Genomic DNA, 12,070 nt, shown 5'->3' on the forward strand with positions numbered 1-12,070 from the left:
GTAGTTGGGGGTTTCCCCCTGTGAGAGCAGGACGCCGCCTGGCAAACTTTTGTCATAAACAAAAGTCTTTTTATTGTCGCGGGGTGGAGCAGCCCGGTAGCTCGTCGGGCTCATAACCCGAAGGTCGCAGGTTCAAATCCTGCCCCCGCAATTGTTGGTCCGGTAGTTCAGTTGGTTAGAATGCCTGCCTGTCACGCAGGAGGTCGCGGGTTCGAGTCCCGTCCGGACCGCCATTTTTATTAAAGAAGAATTCTTTTTTTATTCGTACATATTCGATATAATATTGATACAATAGGAAACCTTAGGATGTATGATCCTAAGGTTTTTTTTCGAGGAAAGAAGGTAAAAGGATGTCGTCTTCTTATACAATTATGATTTCTAATCTAGAAGAAATGAATAGGTTCGCCGCGTATGTAGCATCATTGCTTGCACCTGGAGATGTTCTTTTATTAGAAGGAGATCTTGGTGCAGGAAAAACAACATTTACGCAAGGACTTGCCGCAGCACTGGGCGTCAAAAAAAATGTGAACAGCCCAACGTTTACGATTATAAAAGAATATAAAGGAAAATATCCGCTCTATCATATGGATGTATACAGGCTCGGTCAAGATTCAGAAGAGGATCTTGGTTTTGATGAATATTTTTATGGAGACGGAATTTCTGTTGTGGAATGGGCTCATTATATTGAGGATCAACTGCCCGATGAGTATGTGGCCATTACTCTTTACCATACGGATGTTGAAGGACAGCGTAAAGTGGTTTTGAATATAAAAGGCGATCGTTATGAACGATTACGTGAGAAGGTGATGCGTTATGAACATTTTAGCGATTGATACATCTACATATACATTGTCGATTGGGTTATCTGACGGCGATACAATGCTTGCTGAACAAGTGACGAATGTGAAAAAAAATCATTCGGTCAGGGTGATGCCGGCCATTGAATCACTTATGAATGAAGTAGAAATGAGGCCCGATGAGCTGGATAAAATTATCGTTGCGAATGGACCGGGTTCTTATACAGGAGTGCGCATTGGTGTAACAATTGCAAAAACATTGGCATGGACGCTTCAAATTCCGATTACAGCTGTATCCGGTCTAGCGTCTCTTGCGGCTTCTGCTCCATTAATTCAAGGTCTAGTCTGCCCGATATTTGATGCGCGAAGAGGACAAGTTTTTACAGGTTTATATCGTTTATCAAACGGTTTTGTGGAGACAGTAAAGGAAGATCGAAACATACCGATTGTTGACTGGTGCCATGAACTGATTGAAATGGACGAACCTGTCTTATTCGTCGGTCAGGAAAGTGTACTTCATGAAAAGGTTATTGCAGAACTTATGGGCAGTGCCGCGGCATTTGCAGGTAATTCAGTTCCCTATACGCGTCCGGCGGCCCTTATTTCTCTAGGACAAAGCGCCCAGCATCAGGATCCGGCGGTTGTTATACCCAATTACGCGCGTCTTGCGGAAGCAGAAGCGAAGTGGCTAGAATCCAATGCGAAGAAGGATAAGTCCAGTGAGTGAGCTTCTGATTCGTCCAATGACACTGGAGGATATTCCGGCAGTTTATGAAGTGGAGCTGGTCAGTTTTGCAATTCCATGGTCAAAAGAAGCGTTTGAACGTGAGATTTCGTCCAATCGATTTGCGCTTTATCATGTGGCAGAAATAAACGGACAGGTGATTGGTTATTGTGGCATGTGGGTTGTATATGACCAGGTTCAAATAACGAACATCGCGATTTTGCCGGAATATCGAGGAAATCATTATGGTGAAAAATTAATGGCGTATGTCATGAAAGAAGCAAAACGATATGGCGGCGCGGTACTTTCTTTAGAAGTGCGGGTCAGCAATACACCGGCGCGGTCCCTATATGAAAAATTTGGACTGCAGCCGGGTGGAATCCGGAAGCAGTATTATACAGATAATTTAGAAGACGCTTTAGTAATGTGGGTGAATTTATGATGAAAAAAGATACATTTGTATTCGGAATTGAGACGAGCTGTGATGAAACGGCCGCATCGATCATTAAAAATGGTACGGAAATAGTGTCAAATGTCGTTTCGTCCCAAATTGAAAGCCATAAACGATTTGGCGGTGTTGTGCCGGAAATTGCATCACGACATCACGTGGAGCAAATTGTTTCTGTATTTGAGGAAACGCTTAAACAGGCTGATTTGACGTTTCAAGAGATAGATGCCATTGCGGTAACGAAAGGACCAGGTCTTGTAGGAGCATTGTTAGTTGGAGTAAATGCGGCGAAAGCGATAGCCTTTGCACATGGGATCCCGCTAATTGGCGTTCATCATATTGCTGGTCATATTTATGCGAATCGTTTAGTGAAGGAAATGTCGTTTCCTCTTTTATCGCTTGTTGTTTCCGGAGGCCATACAGAACTCGTTTATATGAAAGAACACGGCTCATTTGAGGTAATCGGAGAGACTCGTGACGATGCAGCAGGAGAAGCTTACGATAAAGTGGCGCGTACGCTGCATCTACCTTATCCCGGCGGTCCCCATATTGACCGGCTGGCTGCAGAAGGCCAAGATACGTATGCCTTACCGCGCATCTGGCTGGATGAAGGGTCATATGATTTTAGCTTCAGCGGATTGAAGTCAGCTGTTATTAATACTGTTCATAACGCGGAGCAGCGTGGTGAAGAGATTAACCCTGTAAATCTGGCAGCGAGTTTTCAAGCGAGTGTTGTGGAAGTGCTGACGGAAAAAACAGTACGGGCGGCGAAAGAATATAACGTGAAGCAAGTTTTATTAGCTGGCGGTGTTGCAGCAAATAAAGGCTTGCGCTCATCTCTGGAGCAAGCTTTTATCAACATGGATCAATTGGAATTAATTATTCCGCCAATTTCATTATGTACAGATAATGCAGCCATGATTGCTGCAGCGGGAACCGTTTTATTCGAACAGGGAAAACGTGATGGACTCGATATGAACGGTCATCCGGGTCTTGATATAGAACAATTTTAAAGGACGGGCTTATGCCTGTCTTTTTTTGTGGACAGTGTGGACAAAAACAGGTGTTTTATGTGGATAATGTGCATAACTGCTGTGGAAAGCTTTTGTTAAGCTATAGATAGATCGATAAATTTGTGGATAAAAAAGCATGGTGCTGTGGATAGCACCATGCTTTTTTATTTATCCTGAAGCGATTCCCATTCTTCCATCAATAATTCAATTGCGTTGTTTGACTGCTCCAGCTGCTGCTGCAAAGCGAGAGATTTTTCATGGTCCTCATATATATCCGGGAGGCAGAGAAGTTCTTCTGCTTCCTTTATTTTTTCTTCATGAATGGAGATTTCCGATTCGATTTCTTCAATACGCCGTATTCTTTGCCGTTCCCGCTTCCGCTGTTCCTTGTCTGTTTTATAGGAATCTGCGGCTGCAGGCTTTGGTGTGGACGAAATCGTGTTTACCGTATCAAGTGCGGCGAGTTCTTCCTGCTCATTTTTCTTTTCTACATAGTAGTCATAATCGCCAAGATAAACGGTCACACCAGATTTATCGAGTTCAATGACTTTCGTGGCGATCCGATTTATAAAATACCGGTCATGTGAGACAAACAGAAGAGTCCCTGGGTAGTCGATCAGTGCATTTTCAAGTACTTCTTTACTATCAAGGTCTAAATGGTTTGTCGGCTCATCAAGTATTAATAAATTTGCTTTTTCCATCGTCAATTTTGCAAGTGCAAGACGAGCTTTTTCGCCTCCGCTTAAAGCAGCAACCGGCTTTAATACGTCGTCTCCTGAAAAAAGAAAGGTGCCGAGAATCGTCCGTATGTCTTTTTCCTGTGTACCCGGATAGTCATCCCAAAGTTCTGCAAGCACTGTTTTCGAGCGGTTTAAGTGTGACTGTTCTTGATCATAATAACCGATTTCAACACCCGCACCTGTATGAATGTCACCTGATAGGAGCGGCAGGGCGCCGGTAATGGATTTCAGCAATGTTGATTTTCCTGCCCCGTTCGGGCCCACGAGTGCAATGCTTTCGCCTCTGGAAATATCAAATGATAAATCAGATGCGATTTTATTTTCATCGTAGCCGATTGCCGCCTGATTTACTTTCAACACTTCATTCCCGCTTTGACGGTTAATGTCAAACAGCATACCCGGCGGCTTTTCATCACCTTCAGGCCGTGCCATCATCTCCATCCGGTCGAGCTGTTTCCGTCTGCTCTGCGCCCGTTTTGTAGTGGAGGCACGTGCAATATTTCGCTGAATAAATGCTTCCAGCTTCGCCGCTTCTTCCTGCTGTTTTTCAAATTGCTTCATTTCCCGTTCATACTGTTCCGCTTTTTGGGATAAATATTTGCTGTAATTGCCCGTATATTTACGAATTTTATGGCGGGACACTTCGTACACTTGATTAACCGTTTTATCAAGGAAGTAACGGTCATGGGAAACGATCAAAATGGCACCAGAATACCCCTGTAAATACTGTTCAAGCCAGGAAAGCGTATCAATATCAAGGTGGTTGGTCGGCTCATCAAGTATTAAGATATCCGGTTTTGTTAACAACAATTTGGCTAAAGCCAATCGAGTTTTTTGGCCGCCGCTTAATGTAGAAATGAGTGTGCCGTAATCAAATTCATGGAAATGGAAGCCATGTAAAATGGAGCGTAAATCCGCTTCATATTGATATCCGCCTGCTTCTTTAAATTTATTTTGAAGCTGGTCGTAAGCGGTCATGACCTGCTCGTACCGTTTCGGGTCGCCGTATACGCCGGGATTTGCCATATCGGCCTCAAGCGTCCGAAGCTGCTGTTCCATATGGCGGATTCCATCAAAAACACTGTTCATTTCATCCCATATCGACAGATCGGATTCAAGACCGGTATCCTGGGCGAGATACCCGATTGTCACGTCTTTTGGTTTCATAATCGCACCGGCTTCATGTGAAAGCTGGCCGGCAATTATTTTTAAAAGCGTCGATTTGCCGGCACCGTTTCGTCCAACGAGAGCGATTCGGTCGCCTGACTGCACCTCGAGCTTAATATTCGATAAGATCAGTTCAGCTCCATAATATTTCGAAAGCTGCTGTACTTGAAGAAGTATCATATTTTTCACCTCATCTTCACTTTACTTTAGGAAGGGACAGCGGGCAATGGAAAAGAAGGAGATCTTGTGAAAAAGGCGGCAAACAATTATGATTGAAGTATAAAAAAAGCGAACCTTGAACGGCATCAAGTTAGGGGGATAAAAATGAATAGCGATTCGATGAGAATTCCACAGGCAACCGCGAAACGCCTGCCGTTATACTATCGGTTTATACAAAATTTGCACTCTTCCGGGAAACAGCGTGTTTCATCGGCAGAATTAAGTGAAGCGGTAAAAGTGGATTCAGCGACGATCAGGAGAGATTTTTCCTATTTCGGCGCACTTGGTAAAAAAGGATACGGGTATAATGTGAGCTATTTATTGTCCTTTTTCCGAAAAACACTTGATCAGGATGAAGTGACAAACGTCGCGTTGATTGGTGTTGGGAATCTTGGTACAGCGTTTTTGAACTACAATTTTTTAAAAAACAACAACACAAAAATTCAAGTCGCGTTTGATGTAGAAGAAAGCAAGGTCGGAACGAAAATTGGCGAAGTACCGATATATCATATGGATGAGTTAGAAGAAACGCTTGCCAAACTTGAAGTGCCAGTGGCGATTTTAACGATTCCGCAGTCGGCTGCACAGACGATTACAGATCGTCTAGTCCAATCAAACATTAAAGGAATTTTGAATTTTACGCCCGCTCGTTTGAATGTGCCGCCGGACATTCGGGTTCATCATATTGATCTGGCGATTGAACTCCAGTCGCTCGTTTATTTCTTGAAAAACTACCCTGAGGAATCTGTTGGAAAATGATCATGGAATTTATGGAATTTACGCAGTAAATCAGTTATGATGAAGGGAAAGGGGGTGTTTGCCAATGATGGGTGTTGGCAGCATGGTGATTATCGGCGCCGCCGCTTTGCTTATTTTCGGTCCAAAAAAGCTTCCGGAACTTGGACGGGCAGCCGGTGATACATTAAGAGAATTTAAAAATTCAACAAAAGGCTTAGCCGATGATGATGAACAGACCGAGGACAAAAAAGAGTCCAAGTAATGTTAGGATGAATAACAATGAGTCGACAAGATATGACGATATTTGAACATCTCGAAGAACTTCGAAAACGACTCATGATTGTCGTCGTTTTCTTTTTCATAGCTGTTATCGGAGGACTGTTTCTTGCAAAGCCGCTTATTCATTATTTGCAGCATGCGGATGAAGCAGCGGCATTGACGATGAATGCGTTTCGTGTGACGGATCCGCTTAAAATATATTTCCAGATGGCATTTGTCATCGGAATTATTTTAACATCGCCGGTCATATTGTATCAGCTATGGGCATTTGTCAGTCCCGGATTGCATGAAAAAGAGCGGAGAGTGACACTCAGTTACATACCCGCATCGGTGGTTCTTTTTTTAGGCGGGTTATCCTTTTCCTACTTCATATTGTTCCCGTACATCATTCATTTTATGATGAACTTGTCGGGTGACTTGAATATTGAACAGGTGATCGGCATTAACGAATACTTTCAATTTTTATTCCAAACGACAATACCATTCGGCTTTTTATTTCAGCTTCCGGTCGTTACGCTGTTTTTAACCCGGCTTGGTATTATAACTCCTATGTTTTTAGGACAAGTCCGACGCTATGCATATTTCATTTTGCTGGTCATTGCCGCACTTATCACACCGCCAGATGTCATCTCGCATATGATGGTGAGTATACCGCTGTTTATTTTATATGAAGTGAGTATTTTCGTTTCGAAAATTGGCTATAATAAAGCACAGCAGGCAGAAGCACAGTCTGCGGCTGAATAATAAAAACTCCGCCCTCATTCAGGGCGGAGTTTTTATTTCTGGCCGTTTTTTAATTTAAAGTGAAGAAAAAGCAGCCGGAGACCGGTTCCTATGTCGAGTGTTGCGAGCAGAATAAGCAAATAGGTGAAAAAGCCGAAGCTGTTTGCATTTACATCCTGAATGGCGAGAAAAACGAAAAAGACGCCTAGTATATTATAAAAAATCCCTGATGCCAGTGGTGACTGTCTCATCCTAATACCTCCTTACAAAAGCCATGCAATAAACTGCTGCATTTGTTCCGCTTCTTTCATCATCTTGTCCAATTCATCCTTAAAAACGTACTGAACGATGACGACAAATGAGTTCATCGCCACGTGCGCCACAATCGGCACGATCAGCCGTTTTGTTTTTACATAAAGAAAAGCGAATGTAAATCCCATTGCTGCATATAATAGAATGTGCTCGAGCTCTGCGTGTGCGACGGAAAATACGAACGCGCTAACTAATGCGGCGAAGAAAAAGGGCATTCGTTCATACAATGAGCCGAACAATATTTTTCTGAAAACAATTTCTTCTAAAATAGGACCGAATACGGCAACAGATATCATCGTCAGCGGCACCCATTCAATCAGCTGAATGATGGACTGTGTATTTTCTGATCCTTGCTCAATCCCAAGTGCCGTTTCGATACTGATGGCAATGGTCTGGGAGAAATAGGCAAGGAATACACCGGCGATTGACCAGAAGATTGATTTTCCGACGGACATGGGCGTCTGCGATTCAATTTTATTCGTATAGGTGCTCTTTTTTAAAATAAACAGGATGATCACAGTGGCAAGAGCAAAACTGATCACCGTCCAATATCCTGCAGCGACCACTTCTGCCCGGTTTGGTTCAAGATCGGATGAAACCCCGATCTTATAAAGAAGGGGAATTCCGAGGAAGCCGGAAAATTGCATTAAAATATACGTAATCAAGACAAGCCCATATTCTTTTCTCACATGAAAACTCCTTTATTCTATTCACTTACTGTCCATTGTACTAATAAACGTGACCCCCTTCAAATAAGCGGTCTCACGGTGTTGGAAATTTTTTTTGCTTTACGCTTGCAAAATTAAGATGATTTCATTTATTATAATAATTGTGTTAGCACTCATTAGAGTAGAGTGCTAATAAAAACTATTTATCTATTTTTGAGGAGGGTTTCACTTGTTAAAACCACTAGGTGACCGCGTAGTAATTGAACTAGTAGAATCTGAAGAAAAAACAGCCAGCGGAATTGTACTTCCTGATTCTGCGAAAGAAAAACCGCAGGAAGGCAAAGTCGTGGCAGTTGGAACAGGACGTGTTCTAGACAGCGGCGAGCGCGTAGCACTAGAAGTAGCTGAAGGCGACCGCATCATCTTCTCAAAATACGCAGGTACAGAAGTAAAATATGAAGGAGCAGAATACTTGCTTCTCCGCGAAAGCGATATTTTAGCTGTTATCGGCTGATCACTTAAAACTATAACAAATCGTATAAAATACAAAAAAATTCGAGGAGGCACTTTTAAATGGCTAAAGATATTAAATTTAGTGAAGAAGCACGCCGCGCAATGCTTGCAGGTGTAGACAAGCTTGCGGATGCAGTAAAAGTAACACTTGGACCAAAAGGACGCAACGTCGTTCTTGAGAAAAAATTCGGTTCACCACTTATCACAAATGATGGTGTAACAATCGCAAAAGAAATTGAACTAGAAGATGCATTCGAAAACATGGGTGCAAAACTGGTTGCAGAAGTAGCAAGCAAAACAAATGATGTTGCCGGTGACGGTACAACAACAGCTACAGTTCTTGCGCAAGCGATGATCCGTGAAGGCTTGAAAAACGTAACAGCTGGCGCAAACCCTGTCGGCATTCGCAAAGGAATGGACAAAGCGGTTGCGACTGCTCTTACTGCATTGAAAGACATTTCAAAACCAATCGAAGGCAAAGAATCAATCGCACAGGTTGCGGCGATTTCTTCAGCTGACGATGAAGTTGGTCAATTGATCGCGGAAGCAATGGAACGCGTTGGAAACGACGGCGTTATCACAATCGAAGAGTCAAAAGGTTTCACAACAGAGCTTGATGTTGTAGAAGGTATGCAATTTGACCGCGGTTATGCGTCTCCATACATGATCACAGATTCAGATAAAATGGAAGCTGTTCTTGAGAATCCTTACATCTTGATCACAGACAAAAAGATTACAAGCATTCAAGAAATTCTTCCAGTTCTTGAGCAAGTCGTTCAACAAAGCAAACCGCTTCTTTTGATCGCTGAAGATGTAGAAGGCGAAGCATTGGCTACGCTTGTTGTGAACAAACTGCGCGGTACATTTAATGCAGTAGCGGTAAAAGCTCCTGGATTCGGTGACCGACGCAAAGCGATGCTTGAAGACATTGCGATTTTAACGGGCGGCGAAGTCATCACAGAAGAGCTTGGTCTTGACTTGAAAACAACTGAAATTACACAGCTTGGCCGCGCATCAAAAGTTGTTGTGACAAAAGAAAACACAACAATCGTTGAAGGTGCAGGCGAATCACAAAACATTCAAGGCCGCGTAAGCCAAATCCGCGCGCAGCTTGAAGACACAACGTCTGAATTCGACCGCGAAAAATTACAAGAACGTTTAGCGAAACTTGCTGGCGGCGTAGCGGTAATCAAAGTCGGTGCAGCAACAGAAACAGAACTTAAAGAGCGTAAACTTCGCATTGAAGATGCTTTGAACGCAACGCGTGCAGCTGTTGAAGAAGGCATCGTAGCAGGCGGTGGTACAGCGCTTGTGAACGTATACAACAAAGTAGCTGAAGTACAAGCAGAAGGCGACGTCGCAACAGGCGTGAAAATCGTTCTTCGCGCACTAGAAGAACCAGTCCGTCAAATCGCGCACAACGCAGGTCTTGAAGGTTCTGTTATCGTAGAACGCCTGAAACGCGAAGAAGTCGGCGTAGGCTACAACGCAGCAACTGGCGAATGGGTAAACATGATCGAAACTGGCATCGTGGATCCAACAAAAGTAACGCGTTCAGCACTTCAAAATGCAACATCTGTTGCAGCAATGTTCTTAACAACAGAAGCTGTTGTTGCAGACAAGCCAGAACCAGCTGGAGCTGGCGGCATGGGCATGCCTGATATGGGCGGCATGGGTGGAATGGGCGGCATGATGTAATATCATCCCCTTCGAAAGCGTTAAACCTTGATTTATCAGGGTTTGACGCTTTTTTATTTGTTTTTTATATTCATAACAGCTAATGTTTAAATGAGATTTTTAATGTGTTATTAAGTTGTAGCTTTAAATACAGTTGTAAATTTTGGAAAAGTTCAACCGTTTTATTGTACAGTAGAGACGTACTGTTGAATAAAATTTCGAAATTTCAACATGATACCATTAAAAAAGGATGATATCTCAATGGATTTCCCCACAATACATACAAATTTCTGGGATGCTGTCATTGCGGTCCCTGTCGTTCTTATCCTGACGCAGTTAATCAAATTATTTTTTAAGCCTCCGAAACCTTTTGTTCCTTTCATTGCATTGATCATAGGTTTACTTATTTCTGTTTTCATCAGCCACCGAGGGCATGTAGTTGCCGGTATTTTCATGGGCTGGTTTTACGGATATGCGGCAATCGGTTCTTACGCCTCATTAAAAACAAGCATTGTATCGTATTTAAAGAAAGTTCGCCGTGAATAACTTCAATGTACTGTTCATTAAGCAATTTTACTTTCTTTTCTCATTAAATGGTCAATCAATTTCTATTAATTAATAAATCATGAGTTACTTCATACAATCCCCTCGGAAAGCGTCGAACCTTGAATTATCAGGGTTTGGCCCTTTTTTCTTTTTCTTTTAGATCATAAAACTCATATTAGCGAAAATCTACTGGAAAAGCTGCACAGGTTAACAGGATGTAAAGCTGATACATTGCGCTGTTATGAAAAAATTGGTATATTACGAGAGGCGAATAAATGATTTATTTATACATAAACGCGTTGGAATTTTCCACACATTCATTTATTGTAAAATTTATTTCTATAGGAGCATCATAATCGTGAATCAGTTAAAAGTTGTTAGTATGATCGTGTTGATTAGTTTAATTTGGGGCTACTTATGGGTGACCGTGAAAATTGGTTTAGAGGCTATGCCGCCTTTTTTCTTTTCATCCGCAAGACTTCTAATAGGGGGCTTTGTGTTATTTCTTTTTTTGTTAGTAAAAAGACAGGAAATATTACCCCGAAAAGATGAGTGGGCACCATTTTTCTATTTAAGTTTATTAATGTGTATCGGTTATTATGCTTTTTCAACATACGGCATGCAGTTTGTAGATTCAGGTTTATCATCCGTTCTGGTTTACACAATGCCGATCATTATTACGCTGCTCGCGCATTTCTTTTTGGATGAACATTTAACGTTGAATAAAGTCATTGGCCTCGTTGCTGGAGCAATTGGCCTTTTATTCATTATGGGCCCCCACTTACTGCATTTATCCTGGAATCTTTCTTTACTAGGAGAACTCATTATATTACTTTCCGCCTTCTTCTGGGCATGGGCTAGTATCTATACGAAAAAAATTGGTCATGCTCATGATAAAGTGAAAATGACAATGTGGCAGTTGCTGATGGGCGGCTTTTTCATATTCATTATATCCTTAGGAACTGAGCATGAAGCTATAGCTGGAATAGCATTATCAAAATCGTCTATATTCGCTTTGCTCTATAACGGTATTCTAGGATCAGCTGTTGCCTTCGTTGGCTGGAATTGGGTGTTAGGCAAAATACAGGCATCCACAGCTTCGATTTCTTTAATGTCGGTGCCTTTACTCGGGTTGTTTTTCGGGTGGCTTCAATTAGGTGAAGAAATGACTGGCAATATATTAATCGGCGCTGTCTTTATCTGTCTAGGCATCCTATTTACATCCATTCAGGTAAAAAGTAAAAATTATATAAAGGCAGCCGACAGTTCGTCATAACATTAAATAAATTTGTAATCTGCACAAAAGGTAAACTGACCCCGAATAGCGGACACTTACATAAGTCCAATTTTCGGGGTTTTTTATTCTTCCGATAGAGTTTTAGAATAAGTGATAGACAGTATATAGAAATTTGTTGAAATATTAGGAAGATAGGTTTATAATTTCTTTATTAGGTAATTAGTCCTTCGCACAAAGGATATAGAAAGATTAAAGTCCTATAAAACTGC

At 42.1% G+C, this 12,070-nt stretch carries 14 protein-coding genes and 2 tRNA genes; 13 read left to right on the forward strand and 3 right to left on the reverse strand.

What is annotated here, in order from left to right; all coding sequences use genetic code 11:
• Nucleotides 1-77 precede the first annotated feature (77 nt).
• The 6 genes from BTO28_RS03210 to tsaD all read left to right on the forward strand — a co-directional run bounded on the left by BTO28_RS03210 (nt 78) and on the right by tsaD (nt 2,982).
• A tRNA-Met gene (locus BTO28_RS03210) sits at nt 78-151 on the forward strand.
• 5 nt (nt 152-156) lie between these two features.
• Nucleotides 157-233 (forward strand) — tRNA-Asp (locus BTO28_RS03215).
• Nucleotides 234-350: 117 nt separating this feature from the next.
• A complete protein-coding gene (gene tsaE, locus BTO28_RS03220) occupies nt 351-833 on the forward strand; it encodes a tRNA (adenosine(37)-N6)-threonylcarbamoyltransferase complex ATPase subunit type 1 TsaE (RefSeq protein ID WP_076763993.1) in 483 nt (160 codons plus the stop codon).
• Entirely contained in the window at nt 814-1,524 is a 711-nt protein-coding gene (gene tsaB, locus BTO28_RS03225; RefSeq protein ID WP_076763995.1) for a tRNA (adenosine(37)-N6)-threonylcarbamoyltransferase complex dimerization subunit type 1 TsaB, read from the forward strand. Before tsaE ends, tsaB begins: the two co-directional genes overlap by 20 nt.
• Nucleotides 1,517-1,963: a ribosomal protein S18-alanine N-acetyltransferase gene (gene rimI, locus BTO28_RS03230; protein WP_269843855.1), complete on the forward strand. Its 447-nt coding sequence runs from the start codon at nt 1,517-1,519 to the stop codon at nt 1,961-1,963. The genes tsaB and rimI overlap by 8 nt, the downstream gene beginning before the upstream one ends.
• Nucleotides 1,963-2,982, forward strand: coding sequence for a tRNA (adenosine(37)-N6)-threonylcarbamoyltransferase complex transferase subunit TsaD (gene tsaD, locus BTO28_RS03235; protein ID WP_076763997.1), 1,020 nt, complete (start codon nt 1,963-1,965; stop codon nt 2,980-2,982). The genes rimI and tsaD overlap by 1 nt, the downstream gene beginning before the upstream one ends.
• A 164-nt stretch (nt 2,983-3,146) precedes the next feature.
• Here the strand turns inward: tsaD and BTO28_RS03240 are convergent, their stop codons facing one another.
• Nucleotides 3,147-5,069 (reverse strand): ABC-F family ATP-binding cassette domain-containing protein, encoded by a 1,923-nt coding sequence (locus BTO28_RS03240; RefSeq protein WP_076763999.1) that lies wholly within the window; start codon nt 5,067-5,069, stop codon nt 3,147-3,149.
• 144 nt (nt 5,070-5,213) lie between these two features.
• Here BTO28_RS03240 and BTO28_RS03245 point away from each other — a divergent pair, with 144 nt between their 5' ends.
• Genes BTO28_RS03245 through tatC form a run of 3 tightly spaced genes read left to right on the forward strand, consistent with a single transcriptional unit; the run spans nt 5,214 to nt 6,869 of the window.
• Entirely contained in the window at nt 5,214-5,867 is a 654-nt protein-coding gene (locus BTO28_RS03245) for a redox-sensing transcriptional repressor Rex (protein ID WP_076764001.1), read from the forward strand.
• Nucleotides 5,868-5,925: 58 nt separating this feature from the next.
• Entirely contained in the window at nt 5,926-6,108 is a 183-nt protein-coding gene (locus BTO28_RS03250) for a twin-arginine translocase TatA/TatE family subunit (protein WP_095532638.1), read from the forward strand.
• A gap of 17 nt (nt 6,109-6,125) precedes the next feature.
• Nucleotides 6,126-6,869 (forward strand): twin-arginine translocase subunit TatC, encoded by a 744-nt coding sequence (gene tatC / locus BTO28_RS03255; protein ID WP_076764005.1) that lies wholly within the window; start codon nt 6,126-6,128, stop codon nt 6,867-6,869.
• 32 nt (nt 6,870-6,901) lie between these two features.
• Here the strand turns inward: tatC and BTO28_RS03260 are convergent, their stop codons facing one another.
• Both BTO28_RS03260 and BTO28_RS03265 read right to left on the reverse strand, forming a co-directional pair.
• Nucleotides 6,902-7,099, reverse strand: a complete 198-nt coding sequence (locus tag BTO28_RS03260; protein WP_076764007.1) for a YdiK family protein — start codon at nt 7,097-7,099, stop codon at nt 6,902-6,904.
• A 12-nt stretch (nt 7,100-7,111) separates the two neighbouring features.
• Nucleotides 7,112-7,849: a CPBP family intramembrane glutamic endopeptidase gene (locus BTO28_RS03265; protein ID WP_076764009.1), complete on the reverse strand. Its 738-nt coding sequence runs from the start codon at nt 7,847-7,849 to the stop codon at nt 7,112-7,114.
• A 208-nt stretch (nt 7,850-8,057) separates the two neighbouring features.
• Between BTO28_RS03265 and groES the strand changes: the two genes are divergently transcribed.
• The 4 genes from groES to BTO28_RS03285 all read left to right on the forward strand — a co-directional run bounded on the left by groES (nt 8,058) and on the right by BTO28_RS03285 (nt 11,840).
• On the forward strand, nt 8,058-8,342 hold the full coding sequence (groES, locus tag BTO28_RS03270; RefSeq protein ID WP_076764010.1) for a co-chaperone GroES: 285 nt from the start codon (nt 8,058-8,060) through the stop codon (nt 8,340-8,342).
• Between the two features lie 59 nt (nt 8,343-8,401).
• Nucleotides 8,402-10,039: a chaperonin GroEL gene (gene groL, locus BTO28_RS03275; protein WP_076764012.1), complete on the forward strand. Its 1,638-nt coding sequence runs from the start codon at nt 8,402-8,404 to the stop codon at nt 10,037-10,039.
• 240 nt (nt 10,040-10,279) lie between these two features.
• Complete coding sequence (locus tag BTO28_RS03280) at nt 10,280-10,564, forward strand: hypothetical protein (RefSeq protein WP_076764014.1); 285 nt, start codon at nt 10,280-10,282, stop codon at nt 10,562-10,564.
• Between the two features lie 358 nt (nt 10,565-10,922).
• On the forward strand, nt 10,923-11,840 hold the full coding sequence (locus tag BTO28_RS03285; RefSeq protein WP_198936735.1) for a DMT family transporter: 918 nt from the start codon (nt 10,923-10,925) through the stop codon (nt 11,838-11,840).
• Nucleotides 11,841-12,070 lie beyond the last annotated feature (230 nt).

Source organism: Domibacillus epiphyticus, assembly GCF_001975785.1.
GTDB classification, from domain to species: domain Bacteria; phylum Bacillota; class Bacilli; order Bacillales; family Domibacillaceae; genus Domibacillus; species Domibacillus epiphyticus.

Coding starts and splice junctions, on each gene's coding strand:
- tsaE (WP_076763993.1), top strand. CDS start 351: ATGTCGTCTTCTTATACAATTATGATTTCTAATCTAGAAGAAATGAAT.
- tsaB (WP_076763995.1), top strand. CDS start 814: ATGAACATTTTAGCGATTGATACATCTACATATACATTGTCGATTGGG.
- tsaD (WP_076763997.1), top strand. CDS start 1,963: ATGAAAAAAGATACATTTGTATTCGGAATTGAGACGAGCTGTGATGAA.
- BTO28_RS03240 (WP_076763999.1), bottom strand. CDS start 5,069: ATGATACTTCTTCAAGTACAGCAGCTTTCGAAATATTATGGAGCTGAA.
- BTO28_RS03245 (WP_076764001.1), top strand. CDS start 5,214: ATGAATAGCGATTCGATGAGAATTCCACAGGCAACCGCGAAACGCCTG.
- tatC (WP_076764005.1), top strand. CDS start 6,126: ATGAGTCGACAAGATATGACGATATTTGAACATCTCGAAGAACTTCGA.
- BTO28_RS03260 (WP_076764007.1), bottom strand. CDS start 7,099: ATGAGACAGTCACCACTGGCATCAGGGATTTTTTATAATATACTAGGC.
- groL (WP_076764012.1), top strand. CDS start 8,402: ATGGCTAAAGATATTAAATTTAGTGAAGAAGCACGCCGCGCAATGCTT.
- BTO28_RS03280 (WP_076764014.1), top strand. CDS start 10,280: ATGGATTTCCCCACAATACATACAAATTTCTGGGATGCTGTCATTGCG.